The organism is Bacillus sp. FSL R10-2780 (assembly GCF_038006125.1).
GTDB classification, from domain to species: domain Bacteria; phylum Bacillota; class Bacilli; order Bacillales; family Bacillaceae_G; genus Bacillus_A; species Bacillus_A cereus_U.
Window position 1 is genome coordinate 1,435,577 of record NZ_JBBOUQ010000001.1, and the last position, 24,245, is coordinate 1,459,821.

Genomic DNA, 24,245 nt, shown 5'->3' on the forward strand with positions numbered 1-24,245 from the left:
GTATGCTTAAAAAAATACTCATCGTATAAAAAGATGAGCGATTAATATTTACAAAAAACTAATGTATAATAATGTAAAATACATGTAATTTCTTAAATTGTATGAAAATATATTTTCGCTTCTTTACCAGAAGGGGAAATAGGAAATGAATTTCAATAAAAAAGCTACCGAAATAGTAGAGCGTAGAGCGCGTACCACAAACTTTGGAGTTTTTTTATCTAGTTTCTGTTTAATCGTTAATCACCTACATAACAATTCTCCGGTTAAACCAAAAGTTTAAAGTGGGGGTATTTATATAATGTGAGAAAGGTTGTGAAATGATTTGAGGGGTTATAAAGCAATGCTATTTGATTTAGATGATACGTTACTTGATAGGGATATGGCAGTAGATAAATTGTTCTCCATTATTTTAGAGAAGTTTTATGAGGATGTTAAGCAACATGCAGTAAAAAACATTATGTTACAGAAATTCAAAGAATATGATAAAAAAAGCTATGGTCACAGTGATAAAGTAATGGTTTTGGAATCATTTTTTAATGAATTCCCATCGAAATATAGATTACCACGCAATAGCATTCAAGATTTTTGGAATAATAATTTTCCTAAATGTTTTTCTATAAACCAAAGTACTATTAATATTATAAATACTATAAAGTTGCATGTTAAAGTTGGAATTATAACAAATGGATCAACTCAGAGACAAAAAGCTAAAATAATTAACACGAATTTGAATCGTCATTTTGATACAATCATTATTTCTGAAGAAACGGGATTTAGTAAACCTGACAAACGCATATTTGAATTAGCATTAAAGAAGCTAAATGTGCAACAAGAAGATGTACTATTTGTTGGAGATGACTTAGAAAAGGATATTGCTGGTTGTCAAAATGTAAATATAAAGGGTATATGGTTCAATCCTAATATGATTAAGAATAACACCGACACAAAACCGTATGCTGAGATTATTTCTTTTGATAGTTTACTAAGTTTTTGTGGAGAAGTACATTTTCAACAATAGTGATAGATCACCCTTAATTTCATTGACCGTATAATAAGAGTAAAAATAATATTCATTTACAACAGCATAAGAGAAATATTGAGTCCCATTTATGTGTGTTAATCTAGCGCTACAAAGCATGTTTAATATATGCCTTATACATTATAGAGGAGTGAGACTATGGAATTAGAGAAAATAGTAACCGGCGGAATAAATATTGCTGTCGTAAGAAACGATACGTTAGTAATATCTGATGTTCAATCTGCATTAGATCTTTTGGCAACAGTTCAATATGAAGTAGATTCAAAGCGTATTATTATCCACAAATCTTTAATAAGTGAAAGTTTCTTTGACTTAAAAACACGTCTTGCGGGTGATATTCTTCAAAAGTTTATAAATTACAGAGTAAAGATTGCTATCGTTGGAGATTTCTCTATGTACACTAGTAAAAGCTTAAAAGACTTTATTTTTGAATGTAATAAAGGTAATGATATTTTTTATTTAGCAACTGAACAACAAGCAATTGAAAAGTTAAGCTCATTGAAGTAAATGATATAAAGTGTATTTCGAAAGAGGCATCCGTTATGGTGCCTCATATTTGTATTCTGATACAAATATGTTTTCGGAGTTTGTACCGGTACAGTAACTGTAAATATGCATGGATACAGTACCTCATAAAATTTACAATCAGCATATATTAGTTTAACTTATAATTTTTAAGGGGTGCTGAATATGACAAGTTTACAAGATCAGCTTTTTAAAAGATTGAACTTTGAAAAACATACTGAAGTGAAATTTGAAGAATTAAGTACAATGCTTTTTGCATTTGCGCATACAATACCGTTTGAAAATTTAGATGTTATAGCAGGTAATACAAACGAAATTTCAAAAGAGAACTTACAGAAGAAAATATTAACAAGTTCGCGTGGCGGGCTTTGTTATGAATCAAATACTCTTTTCTACTATTTTTTAAAAGACTGTGGTTTTAATGCTCAGCTAGCATTAGGAACAGTTTATAAAAATGATATTAATGCATGGGCACTTGAGGACGGACATATTACTATTATTATAAATTTTGATAATGAAACATATTTAATTGATGTAGGGATTGCTTCGTTGGTACCTCTTGTTCCAGTTCCGTTTTCTGGGCAACCGGTTTCTTCTAAAAACGGCATGTACCGTGTGAGACGGAAAGATACAAGCAAAGGAAACTATGTTTTAGAAAGAATGGATGTTGATGAAGAGTGGAAAGTCTGTCATGCTTTTTATAATCATGTTATTGATGAGTCAATTGTAAATGAGGTTCAAAAAAAGGTGATAGAAGATGAGAAGTCTATTTTCAATAAAGGGCCGATTGCAGTAAAGTTGACGGATTCTGGTCATGTTTCCTTAACGAATACTAGTTTAACTGAAATTATTTACGGAGAAAAAAGTAAGCGTGAAATTACAGGGAATCAATATAGAGAACTATTACATTCACTTTTTAATATTGAACTATGAAAAAGTGAATAGCCGACTCCTATTTGGAATCGGCTATTTTGTTATTTCGAGCCAAGTAGATTCCGTTCTCAATTTAAAGTTTGATTTTCTTAATAGATATAATACACTAGAACAGTATAAAAAATATATAAAATGAATATTGAATGTAGAGGAAGATTATTATGTCAGTTATCGATAAATTGAAACTTAATAAGTATACGAATATGGTGGTTATTAACGAACCGAACGATTATGAAGTGTTTGGAGATAAACCAACTACATTTTCTAAGGAACATGATGCTATTTTTATTTTTGTAGAAACGCTTGATGAGATGGTAGAGCATACAAATTTCATTATTAAAAATGAAGATTTGTTACTTGAGAAAGGTTATGTATTTTTTGCGTATCCGAAAAAAGGTAATGCTCGTTACAGTACTTTTATTCATCGTGATGAAATGTTTCCAGCGTTAAATGTTGGAGAAGATGGATATGTAGGAAATAGTGATATTAAATTTGCGCGAATGGTAAGTATGGATGACGTTTTCACTGTTGTTGGTTTAAAGCGTGAAAAGAAAAAAGCAAAGAAAACGCCTGCTGCGAGTCAATGTGTTGCTGATTATGCAGATCGAATTCAAGATGTTGAAGCATTATTAGCTAATCATCCGAATGAACTTAAGTTTTATCAAAGTTTAACACCTGGATATCAAAAAGATTGGGCGCGTAATTTATTTTCTGTTAAACAAGAAAAAACACGTGAAAAACGTCTTGAGAAAATGATTGAAATCCTTTCACAAGGATATAAAACAATTGAATTATTCCGTCAGAAGAAAAAATAACGATTAGGAAAGTCACAATGATGCAACAATTAATTGGGATGAGTACATTGAAAAAAGGAATCCTTACATTATACTAAAGGATGTTCTTATATTTTTATATTATGCAAAAGAGAAAAGGTGTTTGAAATGAAATCGTATATTGTTGTTGGATCTGGAATTTTAGGGGCATCTACTGCCTATCATCTTGCTAAGGCCGGTGCAAATGTAACAATTGTTGATCGTCAAGAGTTAGGTCAAGCAACTGATGCAGCAGCAGGTATTGTCTGTCCGTGGCTGTCGCAACGTCGTAATAAAGCATGGTATAAAATCGTTAAAGGCGGTGCACGTTACTATTCTTCGTTAATTCAGCAATTAGAAGAAGACGGTGAAACGGATACAGGTTACAACCGTGTAGGTGCAATTAGTTTACATACTGATGAGAAAAAACTAGATCAAATGGAAGAGCGAGCGTATAAACGCCGTGAAGATGCACCGGAGATTGGTGAAATCACTCGCTTATCAGCTGAAGAAACGAAAAAATTATTCCCAGCATTATCGGAAGAATATAGTTCTGTTCATATTAGTGGCGCTGCACGAGTAAATGGAAGATTATTACGCAACGCATTAATAAGCGCTGCGAAAAAACATGGTGCAACTTGCATAAAAGGTGATGCAGTATTAGTCCGTGAAGGGAATCATATTACGGGAGTTAAAGTAAACGACGAAACAATTGTAGCGGAAAAGGTAATGGTAACTGCAGGCGCATGGGCGAACGAAATCTTAAACCCATTAGGAATTAATTTCTTAGTTACGTTCCAAAAAGGACAAATTGTTCATTTACAAATGGAAAATACAGCAACAGAAAATATGCCAGTTGTTATGCCGCCGAACGATCAATATATTTTAACATTTGACAATGGCCATGTCGTAATTGGTGCAACGCATGAGAATGATACTGGTTTCGATCACCGTGTAACAGCTGGTGGTTTACATGAAGTATTCCATAAAGCGTTAACAGTAGCGCCTGGTTTAGAAGATGGTACAATGGTTGAAACAAGAGTTGGCTTTAGACCGTTTACACCAGGGTTCTTACCTGTTATTGGACCACTACCTAAATTTGAAGGTATTCTCGTTGCAAACGGATTAGGTGCTTCGGGTTTAACTGCGGGACCATACTTAGGATCTCAACTTGCTAAACTGGCATTAGGACAACCAATTGAATTAGATTTAAGTGATTATGATGTTGCTGGGGCAATGGAATAGTAATAAACAAAAAAGATTAGGAGTGATTTCCTAATCTTTTTGTTATGTTATTTGGGCGTAACTAAGTATTTTGGGAGGTAGGAGTTCTTTTAAACAAGGGGTACCACCACATCGTTATCAAGCTAAGAAAATAGATAACCCACAAAACGAAAAATTTTTGCCTTTTATAGCAACGAAGTGCATTTTTATCGTTTGAGGTATTAGAGAAGAAAGATGGATTTGTTCAATATAGAGGCGAAAATACATATCAGAAATATAAACAATAGCCTCAAAAACTGGAGGCTATTCAATTTCACAATCTATTATGATTAATTACAATAAATAGGTAAGCCCTTTAAAGTCTGTCCCATCGCTGCATTCGTAAAATGATGAATAACATCAAAACCCTCAACTTGATGGATGTTAGCGAACCGTTCCACAAATGAAATTAAAGCGATAGACGGGATCCCAATTAAAGTTTTTTAAACCTAATTGGACTTACCATTAAGAGAGCGAGGATTAATGTAATCCATGCATTGCTATATGAAAACAATCCCATACCGGCCAATGGTAATCCAGCAGCTGGAATAGGTAATCCCTTAAAATATCCAATGGTTGGTTTTACACTAAATTTAGCTAATCTTAAAGCACCCATCGTTGGGAAAAGGATAAATGCCAAAGAAGTTAAAATAGATGGTGTTGCTATCGAATGAAATAGAAGTGCAGGCGCAACTCCGAAGCTAACAATATCAGCTAAGGAATCCAACTGTACACCAAACTCACTGTTCACTTTTAATTTTCTCGCAATTCTTCCATCAAGGAGATCTAAAACAGCTGAAAAGAAAATGAAAATGGAGGCTACTTCCAAATAGTCACTCATATTCATGGTAATTGAAAAAACACCGCACAATAAATTTCCAATCGTAAATAAATTGGGTACAGCTTTTACTATCTGATTGAACAAGGTTGTCCCCCCTAAGTTGATCAAACTTCACATTTATGTAGCATTTTCTATATATTCTTCCGTTATTCTTGAAAATATATGACCACTGTATGCTAAGTAAATTCCGACAAGAGAAAAGCCGATTTCCTGTACGTTATGTTGGTTTATAAACATGTTTGATCAAAGGTAAGTCTATTCTCTCTAAAAGTTGCATCATATCTTTATATAGTCATAAAATTAATCTGTGGTAGAAAATACGTAAAGAGCTGCTGGAATGAATTACTGAGAATACGAAGAATAAAGGAGAGAAACGGAGTAAAAACTAAAAAAATTAGATAAGGAAAATGGAGAGATGAATTAAATGTTAAAGATCATTAAACATTTAAAACCATTTGTTGCTTCCATCATTGCAGTTGTATGTCTTTTAACTGTGCAGGCAGTATGTGATCTATCACTGCCAGACTATATGTCTAACATTGTCAATGTAGGGATTCAACAAAAAGGTGTAGAAAATGCAGTACCTGAGGTTATTCGTAAAAGTGAACTGGATAAACTTACGCTCTTTATGAATGAAAATGAGAAGAAAAAAGTAGCTGACAACTATGTGCTTTTAGATAAGAACAACCTCTCTCAAAGTGAACTAAAAAATGACTTAAAAGATTATCCGCAGCTTGATAAAGAGCCACTTTATAAGCTACATACAGAAGATAAAAATATAATTAATGAACTTAATAATATCTTTGGGAAACCAATGTTAATTACACAAGGAATCGAAAAAGGCGGCCCATCTGCTTTCCCTCCTGCTACGATAGGTGACAACAACACACCAGCTAAGCTTCCGCCAAATACAGATCCTTTTGCAATCATTGCGAAACTTCCTCAAAATCAAATCAATGCAATGAAAGAAAAGGCAGATGAAAAGTTTAAGAATATGCCAGGCAGCATGGTAACACAATCAGCCGTTTCATTCATTGAGAATGAGTATAAAAAGATCGGTATCAATATAGATAAGCTTCAATCTAATTTTATTCTTACTTCCGGCGGGAAAATGCTGCTTTTATCCTTAGTAAGTATGGCAGCTACCGTTATCGTGAGTTTACTTGCTGCAAAAGTAGCTGCTGGACTCGGCAGAGACCTTAGAAAGAAAGTATTCCGGAAAGTTACAAACTTCTCGAATGCGGAGTTTGATAAGTTTTCCACTGCATCTCTAATTACAAGAAGTACAAATGATATCCAGCAAGTTCAAACACTTATGGTTATGATGCTTCGCATTGTATTCTATGCACCAATTTTAGGTATCGGCGGCATTATTAAAGTACTTACTACAGATCTTTCAATGGGATGGATTATCGCAGTTGCGGTAATCGCGATTTTAAGCTTAGTCATTGGTTTATTTAGCATCGCGATTCCTAGGTTTAAGCGTATCCAAAAGTTAGTAGATAAAATTAACTTAATCACTCGTGAATCTTTAACAGGTATGCTCGTTATTCGTGCTTTTAATAATCAAAAACATGAAGAAAAGAAATTTGAAAAAGGAAATCAAGATTTAACAAACACAAATTTATTTGTAAGCCGTTTAATGTCATTTATGATGCCAATGATGATGTTTATCATGAATGCCGTTACTGTACTTATTATTTGGGTTGGATCACACCAAGTGGATATGGGACATATGCAAGTTGGTGATTTAATGGCATTTATGCAATATACAATGCAAATCATCATGGCCTTCTTAATGATTTCAATGGTATCTATTATGGTTCCGCGTGCTTCAGTTTCCGCACAACGTATCGCAGAAGTTTTAGATACTGACATTACCATTAGTGATGTAAAAAAGCCGAAAACATTTGCTTCAGACAAGAAAGGTTACGTTGAATTTAAAAATGTTGTCTTTAGATACCCAGGTGCAGAAGAAGATGTGCTTTCTAATATCACCTTTACTGCAAAACCTGGTGAAACGACAGCTTTCATCGGAAGTACAGGTAGTGGTAAATCAACATTAATCAACTTAATCCCACGATTTTACGATGTCACAAGCGGTCAAATATTAATAGATGGCACGGATATTAGAGAAGTATCTCAGAAGGAATTAAGAGAGAAGATTGGTTATGTACCGCAAAAAGGAGTTCTCTTCTCAGGTACGATCGAGAGTAATTTGAAATACGGTAAGAAAGAAGCAACTGAAGAAGAACTCGCAAAAGCGGCAGAAATCGCGCAAGCTATAGAGTTTATTAACGCGAAACCTGAAAGCTTCCGTACAGAAATATCACAAGGTGGTACGAACGTTTCCGGTGGTCAAAAACAAAGACTTTCTATTGCACGTGCTCTTACGAAAAAATCGGAAATCTTCATATTCGATGATAGTTTCTCAGCTCTTGACTTTAAGACAGACGCAGCATTGCGCAGAGCTTTAAACAATGAGATTACAGGAAGCACTGTTTTACTTATTGCCCAAAGAATCAGTACAATCATGACTGCCGATAAGATCATTGTACTTGACGAAGGAAAAATAGTTGGAACTGGTACTCATGAAGAGCTTATGGAAAACTGTGAAGTTTATAAGCAAATTGCTTTATCACAACTTTCAAGAGAGGAGTTGTCATCATGAGTGATAGAAAAATAGAAAATAGAAGAGAAGGCGGTCCTGGCGGTGGCGGTCCTATGGGCGGCGGCATGAGAAAGGTTGAGAAGGCAAAAAACTTCAAAGGAACGATGAATAAACTCCTTCAATACTTGAAGCCCTATAAATTATCAATCTTAGTCGTTATCCTTTTCGCAATCGGTAGTGCAGCCTTTACAATCGTTGGTCCAAAAATTTTAGGAAATGCGACAACAAAACTTTTCGAAGGACTCGTAAGCAAAGTATCAGGAGCACCCGGTGCGGCCATTGACTTTACCTATATCGGAAACATTGTCATTTTACTTCTTGGATTATATATACTGAGCACTGTGTTTGGTATTATCCAGGGGTACATTATTTCTGGAGTAGCTCAAAAAGTATCTTATAACTTCAGAAAAGAAATCGACGAAAAAATTAATCGTATGCCGCTGAATTACTTTGATAAAACAACGCACGGCGAAGTATTATCGAGAATTACAAATGACGTAGATACGGTGAGCCAAACGTTAAACCAAAGTATGTCGCAAATCATCACATCCGTTATTACAATCATCGGTGTACTTATCATGATGTTATCAATCAGCTGGCAAATGACATTAGTGGCGCTTTTAATATTGCCAGTATCGATGATTCTCATCATGGCAGTCGTAAAACGATCACAAAAATACTTCAAATCCCAGCAAGAATATTTAGGACACGTAAACGGTCAGGTCGAAGAAATTTATAGTGGTCACAATATTGTAAAAGCCTTTAACAAAGAAGAAGAAGAAGTAAAAAAATTCGAAAAGGTAAATGATACCCTTTACCACTCCGCATGGAAATCTCAATTTTTATCTGGAATGATGATGCCGATTATGACATTTATCGGTAATATCGGTTACGTCGCTGTATCTATTTTAGGCGGATGGCTTGCGGTAAAGAGAACCATCGCAGTTGGAGACATTTTAGCCTTTGTGCAATATGTTAGAAGCTTTACGCAACCAATCGCTCAAGTAGCGCAAATCGCGAACGTACTTCAATCCACTGCAGCTGCTGCAGAAAGAGTCTTCGAATTTTTAGAAGAAGAAGAGGAAGTGCCAGAAGCAGAAAATCCAGTGAAGCTGCAAAAAGTTCAAGGAGAAGTTACCTTCCAAGATGTTCAATTTGGATATAATCTAGATAAGATCATCATCAATAATTTCTCATCTAACATTAAACCTGGACAAAAAGTAGCAATCGTCGGACCAACCGGAGCTGGTAAAACAACGATTGTAAAACTGTTAATGCGTTTCTATGACATAAACAGCGGTGCAATATGTATCGACGGTCACGATATAAAAGACTTCACGCGAGAAGACCTGCGCAACATGTTTGGTATGGTACTTCAAGACACTTGGCTATTTAACGGATCCATCATGGAAAATATACGTTACGGTAGACTCGATGCTACAGACGAAGAAGTAATTGAAGCAGCGAAAGCAGCTCACGTTCACAGTTTCGTAAAAACATTACCAAATAAATATCAAATGGAACTAAACGAAGAAGCAAGCAACGTATCCCAAGGACAAAAGCAACTACTAACAATTGCCCGCGCCCTTATTGCGGATCCGAAAATATTAATACTCGATGAAGCAACAAGCTCCATTGACACTCGTACAGAAGTACTGATTCAAAAAGCGATGGAAAACCTTATGGAAGGTAGAACAAGCTTCATTATCGCTCATAGATTATCAACAATACGTGATGCAGATTTAATCCTTGTCATGAAAGATGGGGATATTGTAGAACAAGGTAATCATGAAGAGTTATTGAAAGCTGATGGTTTTTATGCTTCGCTTTATAATAGTCAGTTTGAAGGTGCGGATGCTTCTTGAGTTAGGTGTCCCGAAAGTCCATTTAAATGACTAAAACCCACGGTGAAAATTCATTTTCTTCGTGGGTTTTTATCATTTTTAGGGTTCTGTTACAAAGTTTTTAAAAGTAAGCTAGATTTTTGCAAAACAAAGTGAGGAGCATGATAAATGGGAGATTTTAAATGGAAACCATGATCGCGATAATCGTCGAGATTGGTAAATTCCTTTCAATGAGTGCGTTTCTTCACGGCACTCGTTTTTTTATTTATGGGTTTTCTGAATTCTTTATTGATGATATATAAAATACGAAGAATGTAGTTGTAATATATGGTTGTACAAAAATCTTCCCCATTAATTGTTGCATAACGGATAACCGATTTAATTAAAGGGCATTATCAAAAAGGGTAGTACTATTAAAAAGAAATGGATAAGGAGTGAGCAAGCGATGGACAACATGATTAATACGGGCAACTTTGGTTTACAAAGGGGACCTGCTCAAAAAACGGTTGGCCAGTATTTGTTCGATTGCCTGAAACTCGAGGGCATTACCGAAATTTTTGGTGTCGCAGGGGACTATAATTTTACACTTCTTGATACTTTGGAGTGTTATAACGGCATCCGTTTTATAGAAGGACGAAATGAACTAAACTCGGGCTACGCTGCAGATGGCTATGCAAGAATCAAAGGAATATCGGCTCTTATTACGACCTTCGGGGTCGGGGAGCTCAGCGCCTGCAATGCGATAGCGGGATCCAACAGCGAGCATGTACCAATAATACACATTGTGGGTGCGCCTCCTGAGAAGGATCAAAAAGAGCATAAGCTGATGCATCACGCATTAATGGATGGAAATTTTGACGTCTTTCGCAAGGTGTATGAGCAGATTACGGCATATACCGCGGTGCTTACGCCGGAAAATGCCAAGATTGAAATTCAGACTGCGATTCGCATTGCTAAGGAAAAGAAAAAGCCGGTATACCTGGTTGTGGCTAATGATTTAGTGACCAAGCCGATTAAAGTTTGGGCAGAGCCAATACCACCACGTCCAACATCCAACCCGAATACCCTTCAGGCTGCAGGGAATCATATCCGTTCGCTTTTGGAACGTGCCCACCGACCAGTTATCCTGGTGGATGTAAAAACGATACGTTTCGGCCTTCAAACAGCAACGCGGCAGCTAGCCGATGTAATGAACGTGCCTGTTGTAACGATGCTGTACGGGAAGGGGGGATTCGACGAGACGACCCATCCAAATTATATCGGAATGTATCTAGGCTCTTTCGGGAGGGCTGAAGTCCAAAGTACGGTGGAGAATGCAGATTGTATCATTGCGATTGGCATGGTATGGGCGGACACAAACACTGCAAGTTTTACCGCAAAGCTGAACCCGCTGATCACTGTCAATATTCAACCAGATATGGTTAAAATCGCTGAGGCGGAATATCCGAATGTTCTTGCAGCCGACGTGCTACTTGCCGTGCAGAAGGTGGGTTATAAGGGAAAAGGTTTGACAGAAAAAATTTCATTCCCTTACGATCAATTAACAACTACTGTCGACGGACCTCTATTGGCGGTCGACTATTATCCGCGTTTTCAGCGCATGCTGAAAGAGGGTGATATTGTAATCGCCGAGACCGGAACGTTCTATAATGGAATGGGAGAGGTAAGACTGCCGGGCAATGTAACATATATTGGGCAAGGTGGATGGCAGTCCATCGGTTACGCAATCCCTTCTGCGTTCGGTGCTATTATGGCCGCGCCGGAACGCCGAGTATTGCTGTTTACAGGTGACGGAGCCCTGCAGCTAACAGCACAGGAAATCAGTTCCATGCTCTATTACGACTGCAAGCCCATAATCTTTATATTGAACAACGATGGTTATACAATTGAGAAATATTTAAATGTCAAAACAGAGGATCAAAAGTACAACCAAATCCCTCGATGGTCTTACACCAAGCTGACCGAAGCTTTTGGAGGTAACGGGTTTACCGTTACGGTCCGGACCTATGGAGAGCTTGATCAGGCTATAATTCATGCTGAAAAGGAAAGCGCCGAAAGACTCTGTATAATTGAAATGATCGCAGGGAATCCGATGGACGCACCTGAATATATGCGACGGATGCGTAGTTATATGGAGAAGCAGGAAATGCAGCGCAGTCAGAAATAATATCCAATTCCCTAGTCCCTAATTGGATACTAATTGAACCGTTCTAATCATATTCTTTTAATAAAATGCAATTAAAGGGGTGTAAAGTAAGTTGACAAAAGTTAAGGTTAGTTTACGACCCATTGCAAGTAAGTTCAATTTACCTACTGTTTTGAAAACAACTATACTACCAGGTGACTCAATTGAAAGGTTATTTATTGCAACCCAGGTAGGAGAAATCTTTTACATAGGAGACGGAGTTATAAGAACTTTTTTAGATATTCGCCCGCGAATCATAAAATTAGGCACATCTGAAGAAGGGGTTTCTAGTAGTGGTTATGATGAGCGAGGATTGCTAGGACTAGCGTTTCATCCACAATTTTATCAAAACGGTTTATTTTACCTTCATTATTCAGTAGCTGGCACTCAAGGTCCGGGTGCCCTTTCTGAACCTTTTAAACCTAATCCATGTGATCCGAAAACTTTAAACTTAAAGTGGGTAAATAGAGATACTCAATATGATCATATTGATACAGTTGAGGAATGGATTTTACAATCACATGGTCAACCTCAAAAACGACGGACATTACTTAACATAAGAAGGCCCTTTTTTAATCATAACGGAGTCAATAGTTTAAACTTTTCACCTGAGACTGGAAAACTTGTTTTTACAAATGGAGATGGTGGATCGGGTTATGATCCATTTAATTTAAGCCAGAATGATTTAGAAATAGCGGGTAAAATAATTGAAATTGATGTAAGTAAAAATACATTAATGAATAACCCTCCAGTAGTTACGTACTTTAATGAACTTCCTTTATCTATACAAGAAACACTTACAGTAATTGCGAAAGGGATTCGGAATATAACAGGTATTTCATTTCAAAGGTTTTATAATCAGTATATCAAATATGCTGGAAATGTCGGGCAGGATATTGTAGAGTCTATTTTTTCGTTTGTTCATTATAAACCCATACCGGTTACCGAACTTGTTCAAACGCATTTAATGGGATCCACTCCCAATCAAGATGGATTTATTAATTTTGGTTGGCGAGGATGGGAAGGAGAATTACCTACTTCTTTTATAAGGCACTGTTCTGAGAACCCTACTTTGGATGAGGGAACAATGGCTTATTATAATGAAACAATTCAAACGTCAGTGAGACGTATTCAGCCTCTAATCAGTTATTTTCATAAAGATTCCAGACCGGATAAGTTTGTAGGAACTTCACTTACAGGAGTTCAGCCATATATGGGAACTACAATCCCAAATTTATCAGGTAGTGTCGTGTTTACTGATCTTGCCAAGAAAGAAGAATCTCAATCTCCAGTAAAGGGAGTGTTAGCTTATACTAGAGCAAGTATAGACGGTAAACGTAATGATTTTCATGTTATTGAAACCAATTATGATTTTGGTGTTCAATCAGCTTATTATGTTAGTTTAGGAACAAACTTAGATCAAACTAGATTATATTTAGGAGTTTACGGTTCTATGAAAGTAACTGATTTTAACAAAGGTGCTATTTATGAAATTGTTCCATGATACGATATAAATTCTAAGTCTAAAAATATAAGGAATTCATTCTTCTTCAAAATGCACGACCTGTTGTCCCCCTAAAAAACTTCTATGTATAAACGATTAGTAGAAAGTAACTCGTAAACTATAAGTTTATGAATAATTATAGTAAGTGATGAATTAGGTATCTTTAGGAGGTATTTTGATGAATCGCTTTAGATGCTATTGGTATCAATGGATGATAGAGCAGGATGCGAATTTTGTTCATAAAAGAAAGGTGACTCCTGCAAGTAGGTTAGTCATTACAGCTTTATTAGGTTCATTTGCTGCTGTTTTTCAATCTGCGGGGAACTTAATCCCTGGAATAGGGTTATTTATTAGTCCTTTTGCGACGCTACCGATTTTTCTAGCTATTTGTTATTCTATTCGTGAGGGAGTACTCTCGTATATTCTTACTATTTTCCTATTATTCATTATTGAGCCAAGTGAACTAATTGTCTTTCCCTTTACTACAGGATTATTAGGTATAGCGTTAGGAGTATCCTTTTTGCAATTCAAGAGGAGGATTTGCGTAATTTCCTTTTCGGCGATATGTCTACTTATAGGAATTATGATCATTCTCGATATCTTCCGTTTTCCTGTACTTGGTCCTACTATTCATACAACTATGGATATAAAAGTTATTACATTAATATTTATATTGAGTTTTCTATACTGCTGGATCTATGCAGAGCTGTGTAGAATAATAATGAATAGAGTATATAAAGTATGGTCTTAACAATTGTATAAAATCTTTTTGAACGAATACACTTTCTCATATATTTTCAAAGATTGGAGATGTAAGTCATGTATAACTTTGAAATTAGAAGGCCGAATTCGGATGATATAGATGAACTATACTTGTTTTTCCGTATAGTTATTACGAATACATATAAAAATGAAGGGTTATCCCAATTATTAGATGACATAGAAAATGAAATTAACTCGAAAAAGCAATATTTGAAAAACGATTTTGATAGTAATGGAGAAATTCGTTACTTTTTATTAGCAATAGATACAAATAACGATAAAATCATTGGAACGATTGAAATCGGTCCAGCAAGTACATTAATTAATAGTTGTACAGGCGGTGTACTTAAGGACTTATATGAAATCGGGACAGTGTTTGTACTTACGGAGTATCAAAGAAAAGGTATAGGAAGTTTGCTGTTAAATACAATGTTTTTTACTTTACTAGGTAAAGGAATAAAAGAATTTTGTTTGGATAGTGGATATAAAAACGCGCAAAAAATATGGAAGAAGAAATTTGGAGAGCCTAGTTATGTATTAAAGGATTATTGGGGCGCATCAATTGATCATATGATTTGGAAAAAAAGTTTGCATGATATACCTATAATATTCAAATTATGAAATGAAATATGCATCTGAACATAGCTTTTCTTACCTACTTATGCTATTATTTATCTTTATAATAAAAGAGGACGTGAATGAACTTGATTAAAATTAATATTCCTGAAACTGATGTTTCAATTACTGAACGTAAACAAGTTATTAAAGGAGACGAGCCATTAATTACTCCAATTAACGGTTTTATCGATTTCCACTTGTTCCCTAGAGATAAAGGCGGCATTTTTATGTTTTACAATATTAATGACGAACTTCTTTTCGTAGGTAAAGCTCGTAAAATTAGACAACGTATTAAAAAGCATTTTGAAGATAATGTTTCGCCAATCAAAAATAATCGTGATGAAGTATACCGTATCGATGCATGTATCGTAGAAGATCCAACAGAAAGAGAAATTTACGAAACTTACATCATTAATAAATACAAAGCGAAATATAACGTTGATAAAGTGTTTTATAAATAAACAACATTAGCGAAATAAAAACAATCCTAGTACATACACTAGGATTGTTTTTATTTATATAGCTTTGTAATTTTTGTCCGTAATGATTTTCCTCGCATTTGTTCCTCCTTATAAGGGAATATATTATTTAATCGGCAGAATTTTTTCGTATTTTAAAGTAATGAGCGACAACTAAACAAAGTACCCCTATAAATAATATAATAATTCCAAGAGTTTTATGCTTTCCTTCGAAGAAAGGTATGTCTGTAATTACATTTGTCATACATAAGCCTAAGAATACAAGAATAGGTCCAATCCAAAGTAATACGTTGCCTAATTTTGTGTGTTTCTCCATATAAACCCTCCTTTATTTTTACATATATATCCATCAATATTGCAATCCATAACTTCTAAATAAAAGTTAAAGTAAATCCCCAAGAGAAATATATTTTCTTTCATAACAAAAATTAAAGCATCATATATTGGTACAAGCAAATGAGAAAGGAGATCATCATGAATTGGCTAGAAGCTTTTATTTTAGGAATTATTCAAGGACTGACAGAGTTTTTACCTATAAGTAGTACAGGGCATCTTTACTTAGGGAGACATCTTTTTCAATTAGATGAAGCAGGTTTATTTTTAGATACGATGCTGCATATCGGAACGTTACTTGCAGTGTTTATTTATTATAGAAAAGAATTTATTTATTTAATAAAAAATCCATTTTCAAAGCTTATGTTTTTACTTATTGTCGGGACGATACCTGCGGTTGTAATCGGCTTATTATTTAAAGACTTTTTTGAAGATATTTCAAAAACAGGTATAACAATAGGTTGGGAGTTTTTAGTGACGGGCTTATTTCTTTATATGGCCGATAAACAAAAGAACGGTCGTAAAAAAATGAATGATATTACATATAAAGATGCATTCATAATTGGTTCATTTCAAGCAGTAGCTATATTTCCAGCAATTTCTCGTTCAGGAATGACAATTGTCGCTGCATTATGGAGAAAGTTAGACCGCGAAACAGCGGCGTACTTTTCATTTTTATTATCAACACCAGCCATTGTCGGAGCTATCATCTTGCAATTTGCAGATGTTTTTCAAGGGAAAGCAGAATCTATTTCTAGTACATCATTAATTGTCGGAACATTATCAGCAGCGTTCTTTGGTTACATAGCAGTTTCATGGATGATTCAATATTTAAAACGTCATTCTTTAAAAGTATTCGCGTATTACGTATGGGGATTAGGTATTTTAATTTTAACGTTGCAATTCACAAAGGTGTTTTAAATATAATTAGCAAGGAATTATTAGTTAAGATCCTGTTCCATTCATACACGACAGGATCTCTTTTCATTAAGGGGGAAAAAATGTTTACTAAGGCTATCGTTATCGGTGGAAGTATAGCAGGGAAACTCGTCGCAAAAGCTTTATCAAATACGTTTGAAGAAGTAATCATTTTAGAAGCCGGAGAAAGATGGGATGGAAAAGGACCTCGTAAAAGAGTTCCACAAAGTAATCATCCGCATGTGTTATTAAAAGGCGGCGAAGAAGCACTTGAGGAGTTGTTTCCTAACATTACTAATGAATTAATTGAAGCAGGTAGCATTGTAAATAACTTTACTCGCGATTTAAAATGGCATCAGTTCGGCCTATGGAAGCAGCCTTTCAAAGGCGAAATAAATATGATTCAGCAAAGTCGTCTTCTGTTAGAATCTCATATTCAAAAACGAATTGAACAAGTTTCAAATGTTACTACGAAGTATGAAATGTTGGTTGAAGGATTACTAGTAGATAACAAACTTAATAAAGTCTATGGAATAAGAGCTAAATGTTTGAAAACAGAAATGAAAGAAGAATTTCATGCAGATCTTGTTGTTGATGCAAGTGGATTTGGTTCAAAAAGTATAGATTGGTTACAAGAATACAATTTTGAAGTACAAGAAGAGAAAGTAAGAATTGATTTGTTTTACGCAACTAGAATGTTTAGGCTCAAAGAAAAAGAGAAATTAGACTGCTGTAATATGCTTATGTCTCCAAGTTTTCCCGAGAATCCGTATGGTGTTCTAATTCAAACGATTGAAGATGATCGTTATTTTGTTACTTTTAGTGGATACGCAAATGAAAAAGCACCGCAAACAGATGATGAATTTTATGATTTTGCTGAAAACCTATCAATCCCTAATGTTACAGAGTTTCTAAACAAATCTGAGGCGATTACCGATATAAAAACGTACAAAATTCCATATCAAGTACGCAGGCGATTTGATCTAGTTAATAATTTACCTGAAGGATTGTTAGTAGTTGGAGATGCGCATTGTCGTTTTGATCCAGTTTTCGGACAAGGTGTTTCAGTTGCAGCTATGGAAGCTCACCAATTGCAATTAATTCTTCAAGGAAGAAAAAGGCTTGATAAAACATTAACTCAAGAGTTTTATACGAAGTCTGCTATGATTATCAAAACACCTTGGGAAATGACGACAACGGAGATAGCACGTCATCCTAAGTTACAGAAAGAATTAACTATGAAACAAAAATTTCAGCAATGGTATACGAAACAAATATATCAGCTTTCTGCAAGTGATTCTGATATTTATATTCGGTTAGTCAGAGTTATGAACTTAATTCGAAGTCCTTTTCATCTTTTTCATCCTAGAGTATTACTTACTGTATTACTCAGACGAAAGAAATAGCAGGGAAATTATCGTTTAAAAAAGAATGTATAACAGTTAGTAAATTAAGAAGGGGTAAACGGGATGGAAATATACATAGAACAATTAAAGAATCAAGATGCTGAAGATTTATTTAATTTCGAACTCACGAACAAATCATTTTTTGAAACAATGGTACCAAGTCGTGGTTCTAATTATTACGTGTATGAATACTTTCAAAAGCAACTTGACGAACTATTAAAAGAACAAACTGAGGGGATTTCTTATTTTCATCTCATACGTAATACAGAAAAAGAAATTGTAGGACGTATCAATTTAGTTGATGTAGATAAGGAAAAACGAATTGGGTCGTTAGGCTACCGAGTTGGAGAGAAGTTTACAAAAAAAGGAGTTGCAGCAGCATCTGTAAAATTGATTTTGGCTCAAGCAAGAGTCTATGAAATTAATAAAATACATGCTATGACAACAACAAATAACATAGCTTCACAAATTGTATTAGAAAAGAGCGGATTTTCTCGTGAAAAGGAAGCGGATACAACTACTGTAGATTTAAACGGGGAAAACGTAAATTTCGTACATTATATTTGGAGGACTACTAAGGATTAAAAATAATAGGGGGACATGTACATGAAGGATTTACGTTATCCAATAGGCCAATTTACTTATGTAGGCACTATTACAGAAGAAATAATTGATAAATGGATTCAAGAAATTGAGGATTTACCTAATGAACTAGCAAGAGCGATAAAAGATTTAGATCAGAAGCAGTTAGATACACCGTATCGCGTTGGTGGATGGACCGTTCGTCAAGTCGTTCATCATGTTGTTGATAGTCATATGAATAGCTACATACGCTTTAAATTAGCACTGACAGAAAAGAATCCAACTATTAAACCGTACAAAGAAGAAAAATGGGCAGAGCTACCTGACTCAAAATTACCAGTAGATGTTTCACTTGTAATGCTAGATTCATTACATAAAAGATGGGTTAACTTATTATATTCTTTAGAACCGGCAGATTTAGAAAAGACATTTAATCATCCTGAATCAGGAGAAAAAAAACTTGCTGCTGCAATTGGACTATATGCATGGCACGGTCGTCATCATACAGCTCACATTACTTCTTTAAGAGAGCGTTTAAATTGGTAACCTTAGAGAAGGCGACAGAAATTGATGCAGAGATTATATTTCGAATGCAAGTAGAATCATTTAGTTCATTATTAGAAAAGTATAAGGACTATGAAACAAGTCCAGCAAATGAACTTATTGAAAGAACAATTTCAAGAATAAATAATCTGGACGGTGGATTTTATAAAATTTTCGTAAATACGAATCTTGTCGGAGCGATATGTATATCACGTAAAGAAGAAGCATCTAAATTTTGGATCAGCCCTATGTTTATTATTCCAAACTATCAAGGGAACGGAATTGCTCAAAAAGTATTAATTTTAATCGAGGAGATGTTTCCGGAAATAACGACTTGGGAGCTTGCTACAATTTTAGAGGAAGAACGAAATTGTTTTCTATACGAAAAGATGGGATATATAAAAGCGGAATTTAAAAAGAAATTAAATGATAAAGCAACATTAATTTATTATAAAAAAGAAAGGTAAAGCACATTTCAAATGCTTTACCTTTTTGTATCGTTTTAGATTAAATATACAAATTTAATGTATATTCTTCCGAAAAGTTCGGGTTAGTAATTTCTAATGTGAATAAATATACAAAAAATAAACTATTTCGTCGTATATGTTACTAACGCTTTTTGAATACTTAAAATGCTATCATCACCTTTAAATTCTTTCGTAATTGGCGTGCTCAAACTAGACACCCATATTTTAAGCTCTGCATCTAAATCAAAATGCCCAGCTGTTTCAATACTAAATTGTGTAATACTTTTATAAGGGATAGAATGGTATTCTGTTTTTTTACCAGTTACTCCTTGTTTGTCTACTAAAATAAGACGGCGATTTGTAAATACGATTAAATCACGAATTAATTTATAAGCATGCTCAACTTTCTCATCATCTAGCATAATCTTTTCTAAATCACGTTCAACGCTTTCTGTACTCGCACTTGATGCATTTCCTAAAATACCACTAAATAAACCCATATGAAATTCCTCCTTTATAATATGTGGAATGAGTTTCTTATATTGTACCATGCTATTGGATAAGACATTATGACATAAGTTCAATAGTGTTTCGTTATTGTTGCAATTAATTTATATAACCTCATCCTAAAATCTTGTGCTAACATGTAATTAAGAAAACAGAAGCAGAGGGATTAAGCATGAAGAATATCGGTTTAGTATTAGAAGGCGGCGGAATGAAAGGGTTATATACTGCAGGAGTACTCGAATATTTTATGGAAAGGGGCTTATTCTTTCCGTATGTAGTCGGTGTATCCGCTGGAGCGTGTATGGGAGCAACATATTTGTCACGTCAAAAAGGAAGAAATAAGAAAGTAAATACAGAGCTAGTAGCAGATCACAGGTATATATCTTATCGAAACTTAATTCGAAAACGTGAATTATTTGGAATGGATTTTTTATTTGATGAAGTACCAAACAAAATTGTACCGTTCGATTTTCAAACTTTCCTAAATTCAAATGAACAGTTTGTAATCGGAACGACTGATTGCGAATCGGGACAGGCAGTTTATTATAATAAAACAGAACATGGAAATGATATTTTGAAAATCATTCGTGCTTCAAGCTCTGTGCCATTTATTGCACCTGCTGTAGAATATGATAATCGAAAACTGTTAGATGGAGGGATTATAGATCCTATTCCAGTTTTCAAAGCACAGAATGATGGTTATAAAAAGAACGTTGTTATTATGACAAAGCCAGAAGGATACGAGAAGCAGCGGAATAAATTTTCTGGACTGTCTAAAATTTTATATAGAAGATATCCGAAAATCGCAGAACTTTTAGTAGAACATTATCGTTTTTATAATGAAACTGTATCTTATATGAATCACAACGAACAAAAAGATAATTTTTATGTAATTCAGCCAAGTATACAACTTCCTATAAGCGGTATAGAGAGAAATAAAGAAAAGCTCGTTAATTTATATAATCTTGGGTATAAGGATGCTCAATATCATTATGAAAACTTATTGAATTGGATGGAGAAATAAAGGGGTGGAACGTTGCTATTAGGAAAAAAGGTTATTTTTAATGAATTACAGAAAATGCATAGTCCTCTGCATAAGCCATTTCCCTATCGTGACACACGAAAATTGCAGAAAGACTATAAAAATACATTTACAGAAGATGACTGTATTAATGCCGATTTAAATTATTATTGGATGCATACAGCAGGACCTTTAAGTTATGTACTTAATAAAAACGAAGAGAAAATTACATTTCAACAATTAAGGTGGCTACGAATATCATTTTTCGAATGGTTTCCACAATATCGTTTTCTAGAAACAGAAATTGTGAAGTATCCTATTTTGCATAGAGATTTTATGAATTATGAGAAGGCTCGGAAACTGTTACTTTACTACCTTACTGAATAAAGACGAAAACGCACAGGTTAAATAACTTGTGCGTTTTTTGGTTCATAAAATATACAATATTTCCAACTTGTTTATATAGGAATTCTAATGAGAAGAAAGAAGTACATATAGAATGATGTAAGGGAGGGATGATAAGTTTAGTAGCCGTTTTCCTTTAAGTTATTGTCCAACTTGAATATAGTTATTTATGTTAAAATATTTCGAGTAAAATCAAGTTCTTAACGATTTTATCAAACATTAAACAAAATAATTTAGAAACGAAGAAGGGACAGCACTAAAATGGAAAACGTATCAAATGTAGATAAATTGGAATCAATAAAATCTTTACAATCAACAATCAATAAATTAGAAAATGCTTTGTCGCAGATGACTCAAAAAGGCGCAAATACTACTTTAGTAAAGAAACGACTGAAAGCTGTTTGCATCGGCTTAGCAATGCTAGAAAACGTTTGGAATCAAAGAACCCCTCATTACACCCTGGAAGAGTTAGCAGAAGCTCGTAATGTCATTACTGGTTTGCTGCCATCAATCGAGAAGTTTTATGATAAGTCAAAGGCTGGTAGTCCCCAAAGAACACTTTTAGAAAGAAGAATAAAAGCGTTGGAACAAGCTATTCAAGCAATTGATAATTTTTCTAATAAATAACCGATTTAAAAGGATGCGTTAGTGCAATAAGAATTAAACAACTTTAAAGAGCCTTATTACAAATAAAATGTAGCAAGGCTCTTATATTCTTCATATCAAAATTAAATAGCTATCACTTTACAGCAAGCTTTAAACATATTCTTTCTATAGTTCAATTTTAAATAATACACGTAAGATTCATCTTTATACACCACATGATTATTCTCGCACTTCACACCTTCAAGAAATTCTTATTACATCGGCTAACCAGTATACATTTCATCTTCAATTTCATACGAAATCAGGAAAACTTGAAAACGAACCTCTTTTAACGGTGAATAGACGTCTCTATAAAGATTTAAAAGAAAAAAGATACAAAACCATTTATGAAGAGTTTAAAGGCGGTCACGATGGCATTTGGTGGCGTAAAAAGCTACCTGGTGGATTGAGGACATTAAAGTATTCAAAAACAACACTATAAAATGAAAAGAGGAATGAATCTATGAATCAAGATGAGTTAGATAAAAAGCTAAAAAAACAAGAAATTCTAGTGAAAGATGAGAAAGTTTGGTCATTCACGTATGAGGATCATATTAGTTCTATTGTTAAACAGGCAGAAAAGAAAGGAGCTTTTAATGATTTACCTGGTAAAGGGAAACCTCTTAATCTTGATAAAGACCTTTCGTACAATCCTGAAAAGCAACTGTATAGAACTTTGGCAAATAATCATGTTTTACCTAGGTGGATTGAGCTTTCAAAAGAAATTGACGATTTAAAAGAAAGACTAAAAGAAAATACAAATACAGCAGAAGCAGCGGATTTAATTCGAACTATAAATAAAAAAGTTATAGAACATAATTTACTTTGTCCGCCAAGTGCGCAAAAAATGAGAGTGAAAACGGATTTTTAACAATTTTCAATCAAGCTATCTCTTGCTATATAATTAAGTTAGGTGTTTTCAATTCATTACTAAAGGGAGGTAAAAGCTGTGAAAAATACGTATCAACTTCAAATTCCGAAAGAACTAGAACAGTATCGTAGTATTTTAGAAGAAAGTGTGAAACCGTATATTAAAGTGTCTGGAACGCAAGCAGAGACAACCCTTTTTGAAAGTAAGTTTGGTGGATATCCGTATTTACCTATAAATCAAGAGCATCCTAAAGACTCTAATGGCCAACCTATGATGTTACTTGCGCAGTTAAACCTTGAAGAAATTCCGCATATTGAATATATGCCTCAAAAGGGCATGTTACAATTTTTCGTAAGTGCTGATGATGAGCTTTTTGGAGCAGATTTTGATCATCCAACAAGCCAAAAAGACTTTCGAATTATTTCTCATTCTACAATTACAGAAGATTTAACTAAGGTTATTACGGATTTTAGTTACTTAAACACATTAGAATTAGAGGATTTTATCATACCCGAAGCAGCGAAACTAAAGTTTGAATTGGATTATCAACCAGTAACATCAAGAGATTATCGATTCGAAAAGATTTTTAATGATAACATTGATTGGGAAGAAATTGTTGATAAAGAAAACAATACAGAATTAGGCGAACTGTATGATGATTTATGCGAAGATCAAGGACATAAAATTGGTGGTTATCCATTTTTCACACAGACAGATCCGAGGGAATGGGAAGAAAAATACCAACAACACGATATATTATTGATGCAAATTGATACAGACAATTCATTAAATATTATGTGGGGAGATTCTGGTGTTGCTAATTTCTTTATACGCAAGGAAGATTTATTAAACCTAGATTTTTCCAATGTTATTTACAATTGGGATTGCTATTAAAATAACAATTTAGAGCATTACTTATGTTTAAATAGGGAAAAGGACCCGATTTATTGGTGTATATATGTTTAAGTGCTAAAAAATCATCCTAACAGTTAGGATGATTTTTGTTTTGATAATATTTAATTATGTTAACTAAGTTAAAAGATAGCAATCATAATAAAAGTCAAGCGATGA

Annotated in this window: 24 protein-coding genes and 1 pseudogene; 22 read left to right on the forward strand and 3 right to left on the reverse strand. The window is 34.3% G+C overall.

The genetic code is table 11. The features are described 5' to 3' along the window. Nucleotides 1-340: 340 nt before the first annotated feature. From NSQ47_RS07410 to NSQ47_RS07430, 5 genes are all read left to right on the forward strand, one after another. Nucleotides 341-1,018 (forward strand): HAD family hydrolase, encoded by a 678-nt coding sequence (locus tag NSQ47_RS07410; protein WP_341036484.1) that lies wholly within the window; start codon nt 341-343, stop codon nt 1,016-1,018. A gap of 159 nt (nt 1,019-1,177) precedes the next feature. Next, on the forward strand, nt 1,178-1,546 hold the full coding sequence (locus NSQ47_RS07415; RefSeq protein ID WP_002110118.1) for a DUF4180 domain-containing protein: 369 nt from the start codon (nt 1,178-1,180) through the stop codon (nt 1,544-1,546). Between the two features lie 183 nt (nt 1,547-1,729). Then, nucleotides 1,730-2,497: an arylamine N-acetyltransferase family protein gene (locus NSQ47_RS07420; RefSeq protein WP_341036485.1), complete on the forward strand. Its 768-nt coding sequence runs from the start codon at nt 1,730-1,732 to the stop codon at nt 2,495-2,497. Between the two features lie 161 nt (nt 2,498-2,658). After that, the gene (locus NSQ47_RS07425; RefSeq protein ID WP_341036486.1) at nt 2,659-3,312 is read left to right on the forward strand and encodes a YdeI/OmpD-associated family protein; all 654 of its coding nucleotides are present in this window, start codon (nt 2,659-2,661) and stop codon (nt 3,310-3,312) included. Between the two features lie 126 nt (nt 3,313-3,438). Further along, complete coding sequence (locus tag NSQ47_RS07430; protein ID WP_341036487.1) at nt 3,439-4,554, forward strand: NAD(P)/FAD-dependent oxidoreductase; 1,116 nt, start codon at nt 3,439-3,441, stop codon at nt 4,552-4,554. Between the two features lie 451 nt (nt 4,555-5,005). On the opposite strand, the gene pssA is transcribed toward NSQ47_RS07430, so the two are convergent. Beyond that, nucleotides 5,006-5,497: a CDP-diacylglycerol--serine O-phosphatidyltransferase gene (gene pssA, locus NSQ47_RS07435; protein ID WP_002085344.1), complete on the reverse strand. Its 492-nt coding sequence runs from the start codon at nt 5,495-5,497 to the stop codon at nt 5,006-5,008. 340 nt (nt 5,498-5,837) lie between these two features. Here pssA and NSQ47_RS07440 point away from each other — a divergent pair, with 340 nt between their 5' ends. The 7 genes from NSQ47_RS07440 to NSQ47_RS07470 all read left to right on the forward strand — a co-directional run bounded on the left by NSQ47_RS07440 (nt 5,838) and on the right by NSQ47_RS07470 (nt 15,458). Further along, on the forward strand, nt 5,838-8,084 hold the full coding sequence (locus NSQ47_RS07440) for an ABC transporter ATP-binding protein (protein ID WP_341036488.1): 2,247 nt from the start codon (nt 5,838-5,840) through the stop codon (nt 8,082-8,084). Beyond that, entirely contained in the window at nt 8,081-9,949 is a 1,869-nt protein-coding gene (locus NSQ47_RS07445; protein ID WP_341036489.1) for an ABC transporter ATP-binding protein, read from the forward strand. Before NSQ47_RS07440 ends, NSQ47_RS07445 begins: the two co-directional genes overlap by 4 nt. A gap of 424 nt (nt 9,950-10,373) precedes the next feature. Then, entirely contained in the window at nt 10,374-12,095 is a 1,722-nt protein-coding gene (locus NSQ47_RS07450; RefSeq protein ID WP_341036490.1) for an alpha-keto acid decarboxylase family protein, read from the forward strand. A 91-nt stretch (nt 12,096-12,186) separates the two neighbouring features. Further along, nucleotides 12,187-13,617, forward strand: a complete 1,431-nt coding sequence (locus NSQ47_RS07455; RefSeq protein ID WP_341036491.1) for a PQQ-dependent sugar dehydrogenase — start codon at nt 12,187-12,189, stop codon at nt 13,615-13,617. 178 nt (nt 13,618-13,795) lie between these two features. After that, nucleotides 13,796-14,368 carry a hypothetical protein gene (locus NSQ47_RS07460; protein ID WP_341036492.1) on the forward strand — a complete coding sequence of 191 codons (573 nt, stop codon included), beginning with the start codon at nt 13,796-13,798 and terminating at the stop codon, nt 14,366-14,368. Nucleotides 14,369-14,436: 68 nt separating this feature from the next. After that, complete coding sequence (locus NSQ47_RS07465) at nt 14,437-15,000, forward strand: GNAT family N-acetyltransferase (RefSeq protein WP_341036493.1); 564 nt, start codon at nt 14,437-14,439, stop codon at nt 14,998-15,000. A gap of 77 nt (nt 15,001-15,077) precedes the next feature. Next, nucleotides 15,078-15,458, forward strand: coding sequence for a nucleotide excision repair endonuclease (locus tag NSQ47_RS07470; protein ID WP_071151297.1), 381 nt, complete (start codon nt 15,078-15,080; stop codon nt 15,456-15,458). Nucleotides 15,459-15,585: 127 nt separating this feature from the next. On the opposite strand, the gene NSQ47_RS07475 is transcribed toward NSQ47_RS07470, so the two are convergent. Beyond that, nucleotides 15,586-15,792, reverse strand: coding sequence for a hypothetical protein (locus NSQ47_RS07475; protein WP_078173656.1), 207 nt, complete (start codon nt 15,790-15,792; stop codon nt 15,586-15,588). 158 nt (nt 15,793-15,950) lie between these two features. Between NSQ47_RS07475 and NSQ47_RS07480 the strand changes: the two genes are divergently transcribed. The 5 genes from NSQ47_RS07480 to NSQ47_RS07500 all read left to right on the forward strand — a co-directional run bounded on the left by NSQ47_RS07480 (nt 15,951) and on the right by NSQ47_RS07500 (nt 19,725). Then, nucleotides 15,951-16,730 (forward strand): undecaprenyl-diphosphate phosphatase, encoded by a 780-nt coding sequence (locus NSQ47_RS07480; RefSeq protein ID WP_341036494.1) that lies wholly within the window; start codon nt 15,951-15,953, stop codon nt 16,728-16,730. A gap of 80 nt (nt 16,731-16,810) precedes the next feature. Then, complete coding sequence (locus tag NSQ47_RS07485; RefSeq protein ID WP_341036495.1) at nt 16,811-18,133, forward strand: glutamate synthase; 1,323 nt, start codon at nt 16,811-16,813, stop codon at nt 18,131-18,133. A gap of 63 nt (nt 18,134-18,196) precedes the next feature. Beyond that, a complete protein-coding gene (locus tag NSQ47_RS07490) occupies nt 18,197-18,718 on the forward strand; it encodes a GNAT family N-acetyltransferase (RefSeq protein WP_002161636.1) in 522 nt (173 codons plus the stop codon). Nucleotides 18,719-18,739: 21 nt separating this feature from the next. Next, the gene (locus NSQ47_RS07495; RefSeq protein WP_002119716.1) at nt 18,740-19,261 is read left to right on the forward strand and encodes a YfiT family bacillithiol transferase; all 522 of its coding nucleotides are present in this window, start codon (nt 18,740-18,742) and stop codon (nt 19,259-19,261) included. Next, a complete protein-coding gene (locus NSQ47_RS07500) occupies nt 19,201-19,725 on the forward strand; it encodes a GNAT family N-acetyltransferase (protein WP_070139359.1) in 525 nt (174 codons plus the stop codon). The genes NSQ47_RS07495 and NSQ47_RS07500 overlap by 61 nt, the downstream gene beginning before the upstream one ends. A gap of 122 nt (nt 19,726-19,847) precedes the next feature. On the opposite strand, the gene NSQ47_RS07505 is transcribed toward NSQ47_RS07500, so the two are convergent. Further along, nucleotides 19,848-20,225, reverse strand: a complete 378-nt coding sequence (locus tag NSQ47_RS07505) for a PH domain-containing protein (RefSeq protein ID WP_341036496.1) — start codon at nt 20,223-20,225, stop codon at nt 19,848-19,850. A 179-nt stretch (nt 20,226-20,404) separates the two neighbouring features. Here NSQ47_RS07505 and NSQ47_RS07510 point away from each other — a divergent pair, with 179 nt between their 5' ends. The 5 genes and pseudogenes from NSQ47_RS07510 (at nt 20,405) to NSQ47_RS07530 (ending at nt 24,068) form a co-directional block, all read left to right on the forward strand. Next, nucleotides 20,405-21,256, forward strand: coding sequence for a patatin-like phospholipase family protein (locus tag NSQ47_RS07510; RefSeq protein ID WP_341036497.1), 852 nt, complete (start codon nt 20,405-20,407; stop codon nt 21,254-21,256). Nucleotides 21,257-21,268: 12 nt separating this feature from the next. Next, nucleotides 21,269-21,640 (forward strand): YxiJ-like family protein, encoded by a 372-nt coding sequence (locus NSQ47_RS07515; protein WP_088078630.1) that lies wholly within the window; start codon nt 21,269-21,271, stop codon nt 21,638-21,640. 279 nt (nt 21,641-21,919) lie between these two features. After that, nucleotides 21,920-22,285 (forward strand): hypothetical protein, encoded by a 366-nt coding sequence (locus NSQ47_RS07520; protein WP_341036498.1) that lies wholly within the window; start codon nt 21,920-21,922, stop codon nt 22,283-22,285. A 196-nt stretch (nt 22,286-22,481) separates the two neighbouring features. Beyond that, a pseudogene (locus tag NSQ47_RS28200) lies at nt 22,482-23,174 on the forward strand (DnaJ family domain-containing protein); the annotation flags it as partial. A gap of 78 nt (nt 23,175-23,252) precedes the next feature. Continuing rightward, on the forward strand, nt 23,253-24,068 hold the full coding sequence (locus NSQ47_RS07530; RefSeq protein ID WP_341036501.1) for a YwqG family protein: 816 nt from the start codon (nt 23,253-23,255) through the stop codon (nt 24,066-24,068). Nucleotides 24,069-24,245 lie beyond the last annotated feature (177 nt).